Source organism: Archangium sp. (genome assembly GCF_036389735.1).
Classification (GTDB): domain Bacteria; phylum Myxococcota; class Myxococcia; order Myxococcales; family Myxococcaceae; genus Archangium.
This window is the reverse complement of the sequence record NZ_DASVWK010000147.1, coordinates 1-17,036: the sequence shown is the minus strand read 5'-3', so window position 1 is coordinate 17,036 and position 17,036 is coordinate 1. Positions and strand designations below refer to the sequence as shown.

15 protein-coding genes are annotated in these 17,036 nt (G+C 67.6%); 9 read left to right on the top strand and 6 right to left on the bottom strand.

The genetic code is table 11. The annotated features are described in order from the left end of the window. Positions 1-194: VOC family protein (locus VF794_RS05625; RefSeq protein WP_331108147.1), on the top strand; the 194-nt coding region annotated here is incomplete at its 5' end. A 121-nt stretch (positions 195-315) separates the two neighbouring features. After that, complete coding sequence (locus tag VF794_RS05620; RefSeq protein WP_331108146.1) at positions 316-2,091, top strand: family 43 glycosylhydrolase; 1,776 nt, start codon at positions 316-318, stop codon at positions 2,089-2,091. Between the two features lie 58 nt (positions 2,092-2,149). Here the strand turns inward: VF794_RS05620 and VF794_RS05615 are convergent, their stop codons facing one another. The 4 genes from VF794_RS05615 to VF794_RS05600 all read right to left on the bottom strand — a co-directional run bounded on the left by VF794_RS05615 (position 2,150) and on the right by VF794_RS05600 (position 7,172). Then, positions 2,150-2,521, bottom strand: coding sequence for a hypothetical protein (locus VF794_RS05615; protein ID WP_331108145.1), 372 nt, complete (start codon positions 2,519-2,521; stop codon positions 2,150-2,152). Between the two features lie 99 nt (positions 2,522-2,620). Next, a complete protein-coding gene (locus VF794_RS05610) occupies positions 2,621-3,949 on the bottom strand; it encodes a carbohydrate porin (protein ID WP_331108144.1) in 1,329 nt (442 codons plus the stop codon). A 203-nt stretch (positions 3,950-4,152) separates the two neighbouring features. Further along, the gene (locus tag VF794_RS05605; RefSeq protein ID WP_331108143.1) at positions 4,153-6,063 is read right to left on the bottom strand and encodes a glycoside hydrolase family 2 protein; all 1,911 of its coding nucleotides are present in this window, start codon (positions 6,061-6,063) and stop codon (positions 4,153-4,155) included. Next, positions 6,060-7,172 carry a glycoside hydrolase family 43 protein gene (locus VF794_RS05600; RefSeq protein ID WP_331108142.1) on the bottom strand — a complete coding sequence of 371 codons (1,113 nt, stop codon included), beginning with the start codon at positions 7,170-7,172 and terminating at the stop codon, positions 6,060-6,062. The genes VF794_RS05605 and VF794_RS05600 overlap by 4 nt, the downstream gene beginning before the upstream one ends. 54 nt (positions 7,173-7,226) lie before the next feature. Between VF794_RS05600 and VF794_RS05595 the strand changes: the two genes are divergently transcribed. The 7 genes from VF794_RS05595 to VF794_RS05565 all read left to right on the top strand — a co-directional run bounded on the left by VF794_RS05595 (position 7,227) and on the right by VF794_RS05565 (position 14,463). After that, positions 7,227-8,066, top strand: coding sequence for a phytanoyl-CoA dioxygenase family protein (locus tag VF794_RS05595; RefSeq protein ID WP_331108141.1), 840 nt, complete (start codon positions 7,227-7,229; stop codon positions 8,064-8,066). 202 nt (positions 8,067-8,268) lie between these two features. Then, positions 8,269-9,357, top strand: coding sequence for a sn-glycerol-3-phosphate ABC transporter ATP-binding protein UgpC (locus VF794_RS05590; RefSeq protein ID WP_331108140.1), 1,089 nt, complete (start codon positions 8,269-8,271; stop codon positions 9,355-9,357). Beyond that, positions 9,354-10,232 (top strand): sugar ABC transporter permease, encoded by an 879-nt coding sequence (locus VF794_RS05585; protein ID WP_331108139.1) that lies wholly within the window; start codon positions 9,354-9,356, stop codon positions 10,230-10,232. Before VF794_RS05590 ends, VF794_RS05585 begins: the two co-directional genes overlap by 4 nt. A 4-nt stretch (positions 10,233-10,236) precedes the next feature. Next, on the top strand, positions 10,237-11,061 hold the full coding sequence (locus VF794_RS05580) for a carbohydrate ABC transporter permease (protein ID WP_331108138.1): 825 nt from the start codon (positions 10,237-10,239) through the stop codon (positions 11,059-11,061). A gap of 18 nt (positions 11,062-11,079) precedes the next feature. Then, complete coding sequence (locus VF794_RS05575; protein WP_331108137.1) at positions 11,080-12,399, top strand: extracellular solute-binding protein; 1,320 nt, start codon at positions 11,080-11,082, stop codon at positions 12,397-12,399. Between the two features lie 100 nt (positions 12,400-12,499). Continuing rightward, a complete protein-coding gene (locus VF794_RS05570; RefSeq protein WP_331108136.1) occupies positions 12,500-13,765 on the top strand; it encodes a xylosidase in 1,266 nt (421 codons plus the stop codon). Then, on the top strand, positions 13,762-14,463 hold the full coding sequence (locus tag VF794_RS05565; RefSeq protein ID WP_331108135.1) for a type 1 glutamine amidotransferase domain-containing protein: 702 nt from the start codon (positions 13,762-13,764) through the stop codon (positions 14,461-14,463). The genes VF794_RS05570 and VF794_RS05565 overlap by 4 nt, the downstream gene beginning before the upstream one ends. A gap of 25 nt (positions 14,464-14,488) precedes the next feature. Here the strand turns inward: VF794_RS05565 and VF794_RS05560 are convergent, their stop codons facing one another. After that, on the bottom strand, positions 14,489-15,553 hold the full coding sequence (locus VF794_RS05560; RefSeq protein ID WP_331108134.1) for an aldose epimerase family protein: 1,065 nt from the start codon (positions 15,551-15,553) through the stop codon (positions 14,489-14,491). Positions 15,554-15,732: 179 nt separating this feature from the next. After that, positions 15,733-16,788 (bottom strand): hypothetical protein, encoded by a 1,056-nt coding sequence (locus tag VF794_RS05555; protein ID WP_331108133.1) that lies wholly within the window; start codon positions 16,786-16,788, stop codon positions 15,733-15,735. Positions 16,789-17,036 lie beyond the last annotated feature (248 nt).

Here is a 17,036-nt window from a genome sequence, read left to right as displayed (position 1 = left end):
TGACCTATCCCGAGGCCGCTGGCCTGCGCCATCTGGCGTTCGCGGTCACGGATTTGGATGCCATGGTGGAGTGGCTGCGGCGGAAGCAGGTTGCCCACGAGGCGATCCGCACCGATGAATTCACCGGCCAGCGCTTCACCTTCATCGCCGATCCGGATGGCCTGCCCATTGAGTTCTATGAGCAGGGTGGGTGACCCGCATATGAGGATTCCTGGAGCAACGGTTTTTGCCGCTCCAGCTTGATTTTCCTGGATTTATGCTGCTGGATGGGGAGGTCGAGGACAGACGTGTCCCCGCTCCTCACCGGAGGCATCGATGCAGTCCCCCATCCAGGCACTTCTCGGGACGCTGCGGCTCCCGCTCCTCACCGCGCTGCTGTTGCTGGCGGGAGGGTCGGCCGCGCAGACGTTCTACAACCCCATCGTCTCGGCGGGGCAGGACCCGTCCATCGTCCAGCACGACGGCTACTACTACCTGGTGCAGAGCATCAACAGCAGCACGGCCCTCGCCGTCACGAAGTCGCGCACGCTGACGGGGCTGGCCTCGGGCACGAAGGTCACCGTGTGGACCCGTCCCGCCACCACCGGCCCGCTGTGCTGCGAGGTCTGGGCTCCGGAGATCCTGTTCCTCAACGGCCGCTTCTATATCTACTTCGCGGCGGACGACGGGAACAATGACAACCACCGGATGTACGTGCTGGAGAGCAACGGCCTGGATCCCCAGGGCGCCTACACGCTCCGAGGGAAGATCGCCGCGCCCACCGACCGCTGGGCCATCGACGGCACCGTCCTCCAGGTGGGCACCTCGCTGTACTTCCTCTGGTCCGGCTGGGATGGCTTCACGAACGTCCAGCAGAACATCTACATCGCGCCGATGAGCAATCCGTACACCATCAGCGGCGAGCGCGTGCTGATCTCCTCGCCCCTGGGCACCTGGGAGCGCAATGGCGGCCCGCCCTACATCAACGAGGGGCCCCAGGTGCTCCAGCGCAACGGGAAGGTCTTCGTCATCTACTCGGCGAGCGGGAGCTGGACGGATGACTACTGCCTCGGGATGTTGACGGCCTCCAGCGCGAGCAGCCTCCTTCAGCCCGCCTCGTGGACGAAGTCGAACGGCTGTGTCTTCTCGAAGGTGGCCACCGCGTACGGCCCCGGGCACAACACGTTCGTCACCTCGCCGGACGGGACGCAGGATTGGCTCGTCTACCACGCCAACCAGACGGCGCGCAGCGGCTGGGACGGGCGCAGCCTCCGCGCGCAGCGCTTCACCTGGAACGCCGATGGCAGCCCGAACTTCGGTACGCCCACCGCCACCAGCACGGCGCTGGCGCTACCCGCGGGGGAGCGGCTCGGCTCGAGCCGGTACGAGGCCGAGAGCGCCAGCATCAATCTCGCCACCGCGCGCACCGCCGTGGGCGGGGCCTCCAACGGCCAGGTCGTCGGCGCCATCGACTACTCCGACTCCTGGGTGGAGTTCTCCCGGCTCTGGGCTCCATCGGCCGGCTCGTACGCGCTGACCGTCCGGTTCGCGAACGGCTCGGGGACCAGCAGCACCCACAACGTCTCGGTGAACGGGGGCGCCGCCACGGCCATCACCTACCCCCACACGGGCTGGGATGTCTGGACCAGCGTCACCCTCCTCGTCACCCTCAAGGCCGGGGACAACACGCTCCGGTTCACGAAGGGCACCAACTACGCGGAGCTCGACTACGTGGAGCTCAACAAGTACGAGGCCGAGAACGCGACCCTCAACCGGGCCTCCGTGCGCTTCGCCGGGGGCGGTGCGTCGAGCGAGCGCGTCGTGGGCGCCATGGACTACTCGGACTCCTGGGTGGAGTTCCGCAACGTGACGGTCCCCGCGGCCGGCGCGTACAAGCTGCGCGTGCGGTTCGCCAACGGGAGCAACGGGACGAGCTCCCACTACCTGTCGGTCAACGGCGGGGCGAGCACGGCCCTCTCGTATGCGAAGACGGGCTGGGACATCTGGACGGTGACGACGGCCAACGTCAACCTGAACGCTGGCGCGAACACCCTCCGGTTCACGAAGGGCACCTACTACGCGGAGCTCGACAGCATCGAGGTCCACAAGTAGCGGGGCAGGGGACACACGCCCCGGGACCTTGTCGCGGGCCCCGGGCGTGGAGGACGCGCTACTGCGGATCCTCCTGGTACTCGGGGCTGTCCTCCTGGGTGCCCGGCTCCTGCTTGGAGCCGCTCGAGTCGCTGGCGTCCGGATGGGTCACGGGATCCTCGTACCCGGTGCCACCGGTGCCCGCCCGGTCCTCCTGAGGCATCGTGTAGTCGTCGGCGACATCCGAGTCCTGGTGCTGGTCGCCAGCGCCTCCCGTGCCCCCTGGATTCGTGGTCCCGGGCGTGGTCCCCCCCTGGTTCTCGGTAGGCGTCTGCGTCGGCGCCGGCTCCATGGGCTCGCCACGGTCCGCGGCACTGTTCGACTTGCACGCGGTACCGAACGCCAAGGCGCCCGCGAGAATGCCGGACAGAATGAGCTTGGTCCTGGACATGTTTTTCTCCCTGAAAGAAGTCGGTCCTGACTGGCCGGGAACGTGGTCAGCCAGGACTCTTCCGGCAGGGAGCGCCTGCTTGCTTGGCTGCGGTGCTGCCTAGAACCACCACTCCGCGCGAGCGCCCAGGTAGTGGGCCATGGAGGAGGGGCCGACCGTCTGGAGGTAGGGCGCGGAGAGCGCGGCCACCGCGTCCTCATCATAGAAGGCGGCCGTGTAGAAGATCCGGAAGTGCGGCCGGGTCCAGACGCTGCGCCCGCTCACGGGAACGAAGGTGGGCGCGATCGTCAGCTTCGTGGCCGTGGCCATGGGCGTCTCCCCCCTCGACATCAGGCCCTGGTAGGTGGCCTCGCCGACGAGGTGGATGTTGTCGTGCAGGTAGACGGTGCCGCGGGCGCCCACCGCGAAGTCCAGCGACTTGTCCGCCGCGGTGTCGCTCGCGCCCTGCGCCCAGTGGAGGATGCCGTACGCGTTGAGGCTGAAGGCGGAGCCGAAGTTGTAGAGGAAGTGGTCCACGGCCGACACGCTGGCCGCGTCGGTGTACAGGCCCCGGAGGTCCGGCAGGCCGACGGTGTCCCACGACTGCCCGCCCCCCCGGCCTCCGTTGGCGATGCGGCTGCCGTAGCGCACGGACACGTCATTGAAGCTCCCGTTGCCCAGGTCCAGGTGCGCCTTCACGCCCGCCACCCAGCCGTGGTCGGAGCGGAAGCCCACCTGCGTCCCGTCCGCCAGATTCATCCTCGCGCCCGGCAGCAGGTGGAACTCCGCCAACCCGTGGAACGAGTGCCCTCCCTCCAGCTTGTGAACGTACTGCGCCACGAACACGGAGCGCTGGCGGCGGAGGTCCGAGCTGCCGTTGCCGTCCACGTCGAAGTTGTACTGGGGGCTGGTGCGCGAGGTCTGCATGAGCACCGCGAGATCCAGCGGGCCGTACGCCACGCCGCCGCCCTGACCGCTCAAGTTGTTGAAGTAGTAGTAGTCCGCGATGTGCACGTCCGTGCCACGGTAGAAGCGGGCGCCGCCCCACACCCGCAGGCCCGGCAGCAGCACGTTCCCGGACTCCACGTAGGCCTGGAACAGCTCGATGGACAGCGGGTCCGAGAAGCGCGTGCTGAAGATGCCCGCGAACAGGCCGTTGGAAGCGAACATGGCGGGCGTCATCACCATGTCCACATAGGGAGCTTCCGGCCCCTCCTTCTTCTCGAGGATGTGCAACCGGATGGTGGGCTCGAGATAGTCGCCTTCCTCGAAACGTCCGCCGATGGAGCTCCCCGTCAGGTTCATCGACCGGCCCATGATGAACCTGCCGGACGTGGGCGTCCAGGCCAGCCCCATGCGGCCGTACATGGAGATCTCCAGGCGATCCGCCAGCAGGCTCGCGTGCGCCGACGAGGGCACGGCCGACAGCATCATGACGAACAGCGACACACACACTCGCCAGGGTGCACGGAACAGGGAGACGACAGCGGGACGTGTCATGGATTCGAACTCACGAGTGGGGGGAAGAGGGGGGGTGATTCGTTTGTTCAATCAAATACTCTGACACCGACCCTGTTGGGTTTGTCGAGAAAATTGGCGTGGTTGTCAGCGTCGAAAAGCCGACACGGGAATCGGCTTCCGGACGTCCACGTCTACCGCTGCTCGAAAATCTTCTTGAGCTCTTCGGGCGTGGCCTTCGGCTTGCGGTCATAGGTCAGGAGCCCGTTGATTTCCTGCTCGACGTCCGTCAGCTGCGTGTAGCAGAAGCCGGCCCACGCCTTGTTCGAGACGATGGCCCCGACAAGGCCGTCCAGCCGCTTGAGCAGGGCCTCCCTGGTCGGCTCGATCCCGGAGTAGCCCCACTCGTTCCGCGCCCGCGGCCCGCCCGCGCGGTAGGCGATGCCGCCGAACTCCGTGAGCAGCAGCGGCGAGCCGTTGTACCGGTAGCTCGTGGCGAGCGCGTCGCGCGCGTTGCGCGGGATGCGGGTCGTGTCGGTCTCCAGGATTTTATACTTCGCGGCCAGCTCCTCGCCCGTGCGCGCGTAGTCGTGGAGGGCGAAGAGGTCGGTGGCGTCGGTGTGCTCCCACCCGTCGTTGTCGATGACGAGCCGCGTCGGGTCGAGCGAGCGCAGGAGGTAGTACATCGCCTTGGCGTGCTCCTGCTGCTGCCGGTGGGTGAAGATCTCGAGCACGCCCCACGACTCGTTGAGCGGCACCCAGACGATGATCGAGGGGTGGTTGTAGTCGCGCGCCACGACCTGCTGCCACTCGTCCGTGAAGCGCGCGACGTACTCGTCCGAGTAGTCCTGCGCGTTCGCCATCTCGCCCCAGACGAAGTAGCCCTCGCGGTCGGCCCAGTAGAGCCAGCGGGGATCTTCCACCTTCTGGTGCTTGCGCGCGCCGTTGAACCCCATGGCCTTCGCGGTGCGGATGTCGAACAGCATCGCCTCGTCCGAGGGCGGCGTCAGCAGACTCTCGGGCCAGTAGCCCTGATCGAGCACCAGCCGCAGGTAGTAGGGGTAGTTGTTGAGGTAGACGCGCCCCTCGTGGGTGCTGACCTTGCGCTGGCCGAAGTAGCTCGCGACGCGGTCGAGTACGCGCCCATCCGCCGCGACGAGCTCGACCGTGAGGTCGTAGAGCGTCGGCTCCCAGGGGGACCAGAGTCGCTGGTCGGTGAGCTTGTGGACGGCGAGGGGGCGGGTGTTCGTCGAGGTCACCTCGGACTGCGCCTGGAGCTTGCCCTTGAGCGAGACGGTGGTGCGCAGGCGCGAGCCCGGCGCGGGGCGGTTCAGGACCGCCTCGATGGCGACCCGCGAGTTGTCCACGTCCGGCGTCACTCTCAGGCGGAGGACGTGCGAGGCGTCAACCGACTCAATCCAGACGGGCTGCCAGATGCCGGTGGTGCGCGTGTACCAGATGCCCTCCGACTTGGGCTCCCAGAACTGCTTGCCACGCGGGAGGGTGCGGTCGGTCGAGGGGTCGTGGACGCGCACGACCACCTCGTTGCCCTCGGGCTTGAGCAGGTCGGTCACGTCGAGCTCGAAGCCGACGTGACCGCCGCGGTGCGCGCCGGCCAGCTCGCCGTTGACCCACACCCTCGCCTCGTAGTCCACCGCGCCGAAGTGGAGCACGAGGCGGCGCCCGCCGCGCCGGAAGGCTTCGGGGATGTCCAGGGCGCGCCTGTACCAGACGACGTCGTGCATGGAGGTGTCGCCGATGCCGCTCAAGCGGGTCTGGAAGGCGAACGGCACGATGATCGTCTTCGTGAAGCGGTGTGAGCCGGGCGCGTACCAGCGCTCCGCCAGCCCGCGGTCTTCGTCGTCGAACTCGAACTCCCAGCGGCCGTTGAGCGTCCGCCAGTCGTCGCGCACGAAGTCCGGCCGCGGGTGCTCGGCCCGAGGGACGGCGACCTGCGCCACCGCCTGGGGGGAGGGCGCGGGCGCGGGGCCGCCCGCCTGCGCCGACGCGCGCGTGGCACAGAGGGCCAGCGCGACGGACACGAGGAGTGCGAGCGCCGTGTGAACGGTGTTCGAGGCCAGCTGTTGCTTTCCTTCCCTCATCATCGCTTTCTCACTTCCGGAGCATGGGTGGGCGCGGTCGCGGGCCCCGCCGAAGGCGTCCCGCCTTCGACGCGCGGCCACCCGTCGCGCCACGTCAGTCGGTCAATCAGCATCGGGCGGCGCACCGACCGGTCACCGCTGATGACCGCCTCGACGTGAGGGCGTCTGACGTCGATGGCGTGGTAGGCGATCCACTCCTGCCCCTCGCGGTCGGTGACGACCGAGTTGTGGCCCGGCCCTATCCACGCGTCGCTCCGGCGCAGGATGGCGCTGTCGGGCGCGCCCGTCGCCTGCGCCAGCGTCTCGAAGGGGCCGGTGGCGCTGCGGGAGCGCGCGACCATCGTGGCGTACTTGATCTCCTGCAGCGGACCGTGGCAGCAGTTCTCGCCCGAGTAGAAGAGGTAGTAGTAGCCGTCGCGGTAGAGGACCCACGCGCCTTCGATCAGGCTCTGGAAGGGGATGTTCTTGTCCGCCCTCACCAGCTCGACCGGCGCGCTGCCCTTCTTGAAGCTCAGCCGGTCCGCCGCCAGCTCCCGCACGCGGATGGGCTGGAAGCCCGAGCCCCAATAGAGGTACTTCTTCCCCGTGCGCGGGTCGTCGAAGGCCATCGGGTCGATGTTGACGAAGGAAAGTCCGCATTGAAGAGGACGCCCGCTGTCGCGGAACGGGCCTTCGGGCCTGGACGAAGTGGCGACGCCCAGGCAGAAGACGCCCTCCTTGCTGTCCGCCGCGCCCTGCTCCTTCTTGAATCGAGCCGCGCGGTCGGGATCGAGGCCGGCCGAGTAGTACAGGTAGAAGGTTCGGCCGCGACGGTGGACGTCCGGCGCCCAGAAGAGCTGGGTCTGCGAGGCCCAGGTGGGTTTCACGGGCAGCGCGTCCCCCACGCGCTCCCAGCGCACGAGGTCGCGCGAGCGGGCGACCTGGATGTTCTGCACCCGGCCGGCGACGTCCCCTTGCGTGGCGTAGGCGTAGAACCACCCGTCGCCGGCATCAATGAGCGTGGGGTCCGGGAAGTCTTCGTCGAAGACCGGGTTGGTGTAGGAGGCGGCGGTGAGCACAGCGCAGAGCAGGATGAGCGGCAGAAACCTCATCCGACGCGATATAAGCGTCATTGTCTCTCCAAAGTCACTAGCTTCAACCCGTTCCCCGATCCCGCGAGACTCCTCATGAGCACATCCCCGGTCCTGGAGCAACAACGCTACGACACCGCCGACATCATGCGCGGCCTCTACGGCGACGGCATCATCGGCCTCAAGGGCGCCTTCAGCCGCCAGTGGGTCGAGCGGATGCGCGAAGACATCGATCTGCTGTTCGCGGAAGCGCGCCAGGTGCCCGGCGGAGCGTTGCCTCGGGGGCCGGAGCGTTATTATGTGGAGGTCCACCCGGAGCGCATCCGCGGCTTCGTCGACATCGTGACGCATCCCTGGTTCGTCGCCGTCTGCGAGGCCGTGCTCGGGCCGGATTACAAAATCGTCGAAGTGGGCTTCGACATCCCCTTCCCAGGCGCCGCCGACCAGCCTTGGCACCGCGACTTCCCGTCTCCCGAAGCGACGCTGAAAGGACGCCGGCTGAACTCGCTCGCGTTCAACCTGACGGCGGTGGACACGGTCGTCGAAATGGGTCCGTTCGAGGTCGCGCTCGGCACGCAGTGGGACGATCTCAGCGCCTATCCCAAGGGCATGTTCCCGCCGAAGGAGCTTTATCCGCGCTATCGCGAGCGCATGGTGCAGAAGATCCCGCAGATGGGCGACATCTCGGCCCGTTCGGCGCTCACCATCCACCGGGGGACCGCCAACCGCTCGAACCAGGCGCGGCCGGTGCTGGTCGTCGGTGTCGATGCGCCGGATGCGACCAACGCCAATCATCACGATCTTCAGATCACCCGGAGCTACGCGGAATCGCTTCCGCCGCGCGTGCGCGATCACCTCACCTACCGGCTCGTGGATAGCCTGAAGTTCGTCCTTCAGCACCACGTCATCGAGGGACTGCTGAAGCCGGACTATTGAGGGGAAGCCGGGGGCCTCGGCGCGGCGAGGCGCTCGGCGGCGCAGGCGGAGGCGACGCTGGCGAGGAAGCGGAGGGCTTTCATTCGAGAAGGTCTATACGTTCGCGCGAGCTTCGGCGAGACTTGGCGTCAAGACGAGGTCTTTGGCGACCCATACCTCCAGCGCCGCCCACCGCGGCTCTGGCCCCCCAGGAATGTGACCGATGGCTGATGTGATGCTCCGGGATGTGCGGAAGCGCTATGGCGCCCAGGCGGTGATCCATGATGTCTCGCTCGAGCTGAGGCACCGGGAGTTCATCGTCTTCGTCGGCCCCTCGGGGTGCGGCAAGTCCACCTTGCTGCGAATGATCGCCGGGCTGGAGCAGATCAGCGGTGGCGAGATCCTCATCGGCGGGCGCCGGGTCAACGACACGCCGCCCGGCGATCGCGGAGTGGCCATGGTCTTCCAGAACTACGCCCTCTATCCGCACATGACGGCGGCCGAGAACATGACCTTCGGCCTGCGCAACATTGGCACGCCGCGCGCCGAGATCACCGAGCGCGTCAGCCACGCCGCGAAGACGCTGCAGATCGAGCACCTGCTGGCTCGCCGCCCCGCGGAGATGTCCGGTGGCCAGCGCCAGCGCATCGCCATCGGCCGCGCCATCGTCCGCCGCCCCGACGTCTTCCTGTTCGATGAGCCGCTCTCCAACCTGGACGCGGCGCTGCGGGTGCAGATGCGGGTCGAGCTGGTGGAGCTGCACCAGCGGCTGGACGCCACCTCCGTCTATGTCACGCACGACCAGGTCGAGGCGATGACCATGGCCGACCGCATCGTCGTCTTCCGCGACGGGCGGATCGAGCAGGTGGGCACGCCGCTCGAGGTCTACCGGACGCCCGCGAACACCTTCGTCGCCGGCTTCATCGGCGCACCGAAGATGAATCTGCTCGAGACCCGGGTGGTTGCCGCCAGCCCGGGCCGGGTGGAGGTCTCCCTGCCTGGTGGCAGGGCCGAGGTCGCGGTGAATGGCAGCGCGCTGACCGCGGGCGCGCCGGTCACCTTCGGAGTCCGGCCCGAGCATCTGCGGCCGACCGCGGGCGAGGGCATCTTCCGTGGCCAGGCCAGGGCGATCGAGCGGCTGGGTCGCGAGACGCTGCTGCATGTCACGGGTGCCGACGGCTCCACGCTCATCGCCACCGACACGGGCGACAGCTCGGTCCGCCTGGGCGAGACCGTGACCCTGGCGCTCGAACCCGGCCATGGCCGGCTCTTCGGCGCGGATGGGGTGGCGCTGCGAGGGAGCGTGCCATGAGCTGGCTGACGCGGTACCGCGACGCCATCTCCGGCTATGCCTTCCTGGCGCCCTTCCTCGGGTTCTACGCCGTCTTCCTGATCTACCCCTTCGGCCTCGGCCTGTGGATGAGCCTGCACGACTGGGAGATCGTCGGGAACTACCGGCAGTACATCGGCTTGCTGAACTACCAGGAGCTGTGGGAGGACCCGTACTTCTGGGAGGCGTTCAAGCGCACCCTGCAGTTCGCCGCCATGACGGCGCCGGCGGCCACTCTGCTCGGACTGACCCTGGCCCTGGCGCTCAACCGCCCGCTGCGGCTCTATGGCGCGCTGCGAGCGATCTTCTTCGCTTCCAGCATCTTCTCGGTCACGGTGGTCACGCTGGTGTGGTCGATGGTGCTCAACCCCGACCGGGGGCTGATCGCGAACGGGTTGCGCACCGTGGGGCTGGAGCCGATCGCCTTCCTGGCCGACAAGGACTGGGCCATGCCGGCGCTGATGGTGACGTCCTTGTGGTGGTGCGCCGGCTTTCCGATGGCGCTCTTCCTCGCCGGGCTTCAGCAGATCCCCCCGGAGGTCTACGAGGCCGCCCGGCTCGACAACGCATCGCGCTGGACGGTGCTGCGGCACATCACCCTGCCGGCGCTGGCACGCACGACGCTGCTCGTGGTGGTGCTACAGACCATCATGCATCTCCAGGTGTTCGGTCAGCCGCTGCTGATGACGCGCGGCGGTCCGTCCAACTCCACCCGGCCGCTGGTGCAGCTCATCTACGAGACCAGCTTCCGGGACTGGCGTTCCGGCTATGCCTCCTCGGTCTCGGTGGTGCTGTTCTCTTTGATGTTCTGTGTGGCGTTGCTACAGCTCCGGCTGTCGCGGCAGGAGGAGAAGTGAAGCCATGACCCGGACCTTTGGTGACCGTCTCATCCTCGCCCTGCTGATCGTCGCCGCGTTCGTGTGGATGATGCCGATGCTGTGGGTGCTGGCCCTGTCGCTCAAGCCCAACACCATGTTGGTGAGCTCCACCCACGGCATCCTGCCGTGGCCGCATACCCTGGAGAATTTCGCCACCCTGCTGCGGGTGTCGCTGACGCCGCGCTGGTTGCTCAACAGCCTGCTCGTCGCCATCGGCATGACGGTGCTGACACTGGTGCTCTCGTCGCTCGCCGGTTACGCCTTCGCCCGGATCGCCTTTCCCGGCCGCCGCGCCGTCTTCCTGCTGGTGATGGCCGGACTGATGGTCCCGGAGCAGGCGATCCTGGTGCCGCTGCACGCCATGTTCGCCGACTGGGAGCTGCACAACACCTACTTCTCCCTGATCGCCCCCCGCGTGGCGGCACCCGTGGGGGTGTTCATGATGACCCAGTTCTTCAAGGCCGTACCGCGCGAGCTGGAGGAGGCAGCGGAGCTCGACAACGCGAGCCGGCTGAAGATCTTCTGGTCGGTGATGCTGCCGCTGTCCCGCCCGGCGCTGACGACGCTCGGCATCTTCACCTTCCTGTTCGCCTGGAACGACTTCCTCTGGCCGGTCGTCACGGCGACCCAGCCGGAGATGTATACCCTCAGCGTCGGCCTCGGCTCGCTCCAGGGCAACTTCGCGATGTCGGAGGGGCTCGGCTTCCTGATGGCCTCGGCCGTGTTCGCCGGCGCCCCGATGCTCGGCCTCTACATCGTGTTCCAACGCTATATCGTGCAAGGCATTACCATGAGCGGCGGCAAGTAGCCGCGGGAGAAGCTCCCCATGAAGGTGAAGACGCTACTTTCGGCCACGCTGCTGGTCGCGGCCCTCGGCACCACCCCCGCGTCCGCCGCCACGGAAATCTCGCTGTTCCGCTTCTTCGGCGGCTGCAGCGACGAGTACGCCAACGTCACCGACCTGTCGAAGGCGGTCGGTGAGTGCGGCATCATCCAGGTGCTGGCCAACAAGTTCAACGCGGAGAACAAGGAGGGCATCACCGTCAAGACGCAGTCGGTGGAGTGGGGTGTCTACTACGACCGACTGAGCGCCAATGTCGCTGGCCGCACCCCGCCCGACATCGCCGTCATGCACCGCAGCGTCCTGCCGAACTACCTGCTGCGCAACCTCCTCCAGCCGCTCGGCAAGGACTTCGCCACGGTGGGCATCGACACCGCCGACTTCGTGCCGGTGGCTCGCGACGCCGTCACCTACAAGGGCGAGGTCTGGGCCCTGCCGTTCGACGTGCACTCCCTGCTCTGGCACGTCAACGCCGACCTGTTCGCCAAGGCGGGGCTCGTCGACGCCAACGGCCAGCCGAAGATGCCCACCAGCCCGGCCGAGCTGCTCCAGCACGCCGAGACGATGAAGGCCAAGACCGGCAAGCCCTACTTCGCCATCCCTTCCGGGGCCGATCCGATGCCGGCCTGGCAGTACCTCTCCTGGGTCTGGCAGCAGGGCGGCAACATCGTCGACGCCGAGAAGAAGGCGCAGCTGGAGTCGAAGGAGAGCAAGGAGGCATTGCGTCTGCTCAACGCGCTCTACGCGGCCGGCCACGCCAATCGCAACCACGACTATGCCGCGGCGCAGCAGGCCTTCCTCGCCGGCGGGGCGGCGGTGCTGGTGAACGGCACCTGGGGCGTCGATACCTACGCGGAGCAGGCCAAGGATCCGAAGTCGGGCCTCAAGAAGTATGTCGTGCGCGACATGCCCAGCCTCTACGGCAAGGAGGCGGTCTGGTCCGACAGCCACACGTGGGTGCTGCCAACGCAGCCGAAGCCCGATGCGGCGAAGCAGAAGGCGGCGCTCGCCTTCTTGAAGTTCCTCAATGACCACAACTTCCACTGGGCCCGGACCGGGCACCTGCCGGTGCGCGCCTCGGTGCTCCAGAGCGCCGAGATGCGGGCCCTGCCGCACCGGGCGGAGTACACCCGCACCGCCACCATCGCCACCGCGCTGCCGCCCATCGAGTACCAGCGCGCCCACATGGACCTACTGGTCAACGAGCTGAACTCGACCTGGCTCGTCAACAAGGACCAGAACAAGGCCCTGGCCGATACCCAGCGCGCGGCCTCGGCCATCCTGCGCCGCTCCCGTCACAGGTAGCTCCTGCCTGGCCATGGGGCGGGCAGGGGAGCGGCGGTGGGTTCCCGGACAGACCGTGCTGGAACTGGGAATACACCCTCCGGTAGCGTTGCGCGCCCACATGAGTTCCTCCTCCGACCTTGAATCCCCGCGTGGCCCCTCGGGGGCCCCGCTTCCCGAGTCGAACCGCCTCCGCTCCAACACCGTGCGAGATCCGGCGGGTCTCTTCGACGTGCCGACGGATGAGTCGCGCACGCTCAAGGACATCGTCGCGAACCTGCAGCGGGTTCCCGAGCCGCTCATCAACGAGCCCATGCCCGATCCCTTCGTGCTGCGGCTGACCGCGAACAGCCCCGGTGGCGCGCGCACCGCGGGCCTCTGGCTGATCGCGACCACCAACGACCAGCCGTTCGCCTTCCGGCTGTATCGCTTCGTGGGAGGCACCTGGGTGCCGCACATGGTGGAGGGCAAGCACTGCGCCATCTTCCCCGAGGGGAAGCTCCCCGCGTGGTGGAACGCTGGCGAACTGGATCCGCTCTCGCCCGACCTTCCCAGGGACCTCGTCGTGGCGCGATGGGCCCCCGAGATCGACGTGCGCAACGGCCTGCTCACGCTGCACTACACCGCGAGAGATCGCGCCGGCATCCTGCGCTCCGCCTACGCCACCGCCTCCGTCATCGACGGCGAGTGGACGGACCACGGCTTCCTGGACATCAACGTCCGCGTGAAGGACCTGGCTCCCGACTACCCGGGGGGACCCGTTGGCGAGAACCCCGTGGTCGGAATGATCGACAGCCACGTGGCCGCGACCCTCGACGCGGAGGGCAAGGAGCGCACGTTCCTGCTCACCAAGGTGGATGGGAACGGGTTGCAGTGGAAGGACCCGGTGACCCAGGAGCGGCGCAAGGCTTCCACGCCCATCCTGTCCCACGAGTTCAGGCAGGAGGCCGACGGGCGCATCACGTTGCTGGGTCAGGCGAAGGTCCTGCTCACCAATGGGCCGCATCATGACGGTCTGATCGAAGGCCAGTTCGTGGTGAACGAGAATGGCCAGTCCCACCTCGTCTACAGCGCCGGCTTCTTCGGTAACTCCGAGTACCGCACGTACATCGCGAGGCTCGACCTGCTCGAGAACAAGGTGATGGACGAGCGGCTCTTGATCGACAGCGAGAGCCGGGCGCTCGGAGGGCAATGGAACGGCCCGGGTCACCCCTCGCTCGTGCGGCTGGGGGAGGGCGTCTACGCGATGTACCTGCACGTGTGGCGCAACGGCACCGAGTACGGAAAGGATGGAGACCAGCGGAAGGCCATCCAACGCCATGTCGCCTTCCGTGACCTCGAGGGCCGCCCCTGCGATCCGTTCCTCGTCGAGGAACGTTTCTCGTGAACGCTGCCTCCAAGAGGATCCTCGTTGTCGTCACCAGCCACCGGGAGTGGAGCGAAGCCGGGCGGGAAACCGGCTACTGGGCCGGAGAGGTCTCGCACTTTTGCGAAGTGCTCCGCGAGGAAGGCTACGACTTCGACATGGTGAGTCCTCTTGGAGGGCCGGCGCCGATCGACCAGAAGAGTGTCAGCGGCTATCAGTCGTGGGATGGCGGATACGCGGCGCTGCTGCGCGACCCGGCGCTGAAGGAAAAGCTCGAGAACACGCTTCGACCCGAGGACGTACGACCCGAGGACTACGCGGCGATCTATTACGTCGGCGGGCACGGAACGATGTGGGACTTTCCGGGCAACGAGAAGCTCGCCGAGGTTGCTGCTCGTCTCTATGAGCAAGGCCGCCCGGTGGCGGCGGTCTGCCATGGCGTCACCGGACTCCTGAACATCAAGTTGTCGACCGGCGAGTACCTGCTCCAAGGCAAGCCGGTCACCGGGTTCGCCAATATCGAAGAGCGCCTGATGGGGCTCTCTTCGAAGGTTCCGTTCCTCACCGAGGACGAGATGAAGAAGCGCGGTGCGCTCTACCGACGCGGCCTTCCGTTCACCGCCCATGTCGAGGTGGGGGAGCGGCTCGTCACCGGACAGAACCCCCGCTCTTCCAAGCGCGTTGCCCAGGAGTTGGTCAAGTTGCTGAAGCGAGCGTGATCGGATTCATGCTCGCCGGGAAGGTTCACGCACCCGCGACGGAGAATTTGTAGACGGAGCGCGAGCGGTAGTGCTCGCCGGGGCGCAGAATCGTCGAGGGGAAGCTCGGCTGGTTGGGCGAGTCCGGCAGGTGCTGGGTCTCCATCGCGAAGCCGAAGCGGTGGTGGTAGACCGCGCCCTTCTTCCCCTTGAGCGTGCCGTCGAGGAAGTTGCCGGAGTAGAACTGCATGCCCGGCTCGGTGGTGTGGATCTCCATCACGCGACCGGTGGTGGGCTCCAGGACGTGCGCGGCCAGCGTCAGCGCGCCGGCCTTGCCGCCCTTGTCGAGCACGAGGCTGTGGTCATAGCCCAGCCCGTTGCGCAGCTGCTCGTCCTCCTGGCGGATGCGCGCGCCGATGGTCGTGGGCCGCCTGAAGTCGAATGGTGTGCCCGTGACATCGCGGAGCTCGCCGAGGGGGATGGACGTCGGATCGATCGGGACGAAGCGGTCCGCGTTGAAGGTGACGACATGGCCCAGGATGTCGCCCTTCCCGTCGCCGGCCAGGTTGAAATAGCTGTGTTGCGTGAGGTTGACCGGCGTCGCCTTGTCGGTGGTGGCGTGGTAGTCGAAGACGAGCTCGTTATCGTTGGTCAGCGTATAGGTGACCCTCGCGGTCAAGGTCCCCGGGTAGCCCTCCTCGCCGTCGGGGCTGACGTAGGTGAGGACGAGGCCCATGCCCTGGTCGTTCTCGAACGGCTCCGCGGTCCACACCACCTTGTCGAAGCCCTTGAGACCGCCGTGCAGGTGGTTCACGCCGTTGTTCGTCGCCAGGGTGTAGTGCTGGCCATCGAGCGTGAACCGGCCCCGGGCGATGCGGTTGCCGTAGCGGCCGATCAGCGCGCCGAAATAGGGGGTTTCCGCCAGGTAGCCCGCCAACGAGTCGTAGCCCAGCACCACGTCGTCGAAGCGGCCATGCCGGTCCGGCACGCGCAGGCTGAGGATGATTCCGCCGTAGTTGGTGACCCGCGCCTCTACCCCCCGCCTGTTGGTGAGGGTGTAGACGTCGACGGGCTGTCCGCCAGGGGCCGTACCGAAGGGGGTCCGTTCCACGATGCCTCCTGTGAGGAAGGTGAATGCGCGCGGCCTGTCGCGCGCAGGTCCTGCGTCGACCACGAGCCGTCAGCCTCCGGCCCAGGCAAGTGAGCGAGGGCCGGCTTCATAGCACGCAGGGCGTGAAGCTTCAGCGGGAACCACGGCTGTGCGCCGGAGTTCGACACCCTCACTCGGTGCTACCGCGCCTGGGTGCGCTCGGTGAGCGCGGCGATGAACTCCTCGGGGCGCTCGACGAAGAGGTCCAGGTGCTCCACCTGCCGGGTGATGCCGAAGAAGAGGGTGGCGCTCACCGGCTCGTGCAGGCACAGGTGCACGTTGGGCTCCTCGAAGGGCGTCACGCTCGGGTTCTTCTTCCCGCCGCGCGGCTGCACCGAGCGCCGCTCCGCGTCCGTGCGCAGTGGCAGCACGCGGGCCAGCTTCTGGTAGGGAATCCGCGCGCAGAAGCGCAGGCCCAGTGACAACTCCAAGGCCTCCGGCTCCAGTCGGTGCGCGGACTGTCGCATCAGTCGCCGGTCCCCCATCAGCCACAGCACCGTGTAGCAATTGAGGGCCAGCAGCAACCCATGCAGCCACCCGCTGCGCGCTCCGAGCGCGTACAGCAGCAGGTGCACCGCGGTTCCCTCCACCACCATGGCGAGGATGACGACTGGAATCAGCCACCCGGTGCGACTGGCGGCCATGGGGACGAAGACGGTGGACGAGGGCTCGGGCGCGAGCAGGGGCCGGCGCAGCAAGGTCGCCACCATCGCGCCCATCAGGCGCACCTCACCGAAGGCCACCTCCGCCACGGGCGTGGGGAGACTCTCGCGCAGTGCCTCTCGCAGGCGCACCCAGGTGTCGCCCGGCTGCCGCAGCGCCCGCGCCAGCCCCATCAGCACCACCGCCGCCAGCGTGGCCTCCGCCGCCAGCGCCAGGCCGAGCAGCAGGTCGCTCGCGGGCACTCCCACCACCCGCAGGCCCACCGAGAAGAGCACCACGCCCACCACCGCGGCGCGCAGTGCCTTGCCCGCCGACAGTCCCGCCGTCCTCGGCCCGCCCACCAGCCACAGCGCCGCCGCGGTGAAGAGCACCACATCGGCGACCACGGCCAGGTGCACCAGCCTCGGCACCTCGCTCCGCAGCGACAGCAGCGTGAAGACCACCACCTCCGCCACGATGAGCGCCAGCACTCCCACCACGAGGCCCTGGCGCACGGAGCCGCGAGGGGGGGGGAGACGTAGGGCAGCGGCCATGGCACATCCTCCATTCAAGAGAGGCCCGCGACTCACTGTGTCCCGCATGGCCCCGCGACGCACCCTGGAAGCGTACAGGAAATGTGATTCCCGAATTCGGGCCATGAGTCCGACTGATGACCGCACCGTGTGAGTCACGCTCCTGCCGCGCCGTACGGTTTGCCCGCCCTCCGCAGCGCATAATCTGGGCGTCCCATGAGGAGAGACGAAGAGATGATGGCTCGCGGACGGCCCGCCGGGGTACGGGC

What these genes read in the sequence shown, in the direction of transcription:
- VF794_RS05620 (WP_331108146.1), top strand. Translation starts at nt 316, where the DNA reads ATGCAGTCCCCCATCCAGGCACTTCTCGGGACGCTGCGGCTCCCGCTC.
- VF794_RS05615 (WP_331108145.1), bottom strand. Translation starts at nt 2,521, where the DNA reads ATGTCCAGGACCAAGCTCATTCTGTCCGGCATTCTCGCGGGCGCCTTG.
- VF794_RS05605 (WP_331108143.1), bottom strand. Translation starts at nt 6,063, where the DNA reads ATGATGAGGGAAGGAAAGCAACAGCTGGCCTCGAACACCGTTCACACG.
- VF794_RS05600 (WP_331108142.1), bottom strand. Translation starts at nt 7,172, where the DNA reads ATGACGCTTATATCGCGTCGGATGAGGTTTCTGCCGCTCATCCTGCTC.
- VF794_RS05595 (WP_331108141.1), top strand. Translation starts at nt 7,227, where the DNA reads ATGAGCACATCCCCGGTCCTGGAGCAACAACGCTACGACACCGCCGAC.
- VF794_RS05590 (WP_331108140.1), top strand. Translation starts at nt 8,269, where the DNA reads ATGGCTGATGTGATGCTCCGGGATGTGCGGAAGCGCTATGGCGCCCAG.
- VF794_RS05585 (WP_331108139.1), top strand. Translation starts at nt 9,354, where the DNA reads ATGAGCTGGCTGACGCGGTACCGCGACGCCATCTCCGGCTATGCCTTC.
- VF794_RS05580 (WP_331108138.1), top strand. Translation starts at nt 10,237, where the DNA reads ATGACCCGGACCTTTGGTGACCGTCTCATCCTCGCCCTGCTGATCGTC.
- VF794_RS05575 (WP_331108137.1), top strand. Translation starts at nt 11,080, where the DNA reads ATGAAGGTGAAGACGCTACTTTCGGCCACGCTGCTGGTCGCGGCCCTC.
- VF794_RS05570 (WP_331108136.1), top strand. Translation starts at nt 12,500, where the DNA reads ATGAGTTCCTCCTCCGACCTTGAATCCCCGCGTGGCCCCTCGGGGGCC.
- VF794_RS05555 (WP_331108133.1), bottom strand. Translation starts at nt 16,788, where the DNA reads ATGGCCGCTGCCCTACGTCTCCCCCCCCCTCGCGGCTCCGTGCGCCAG.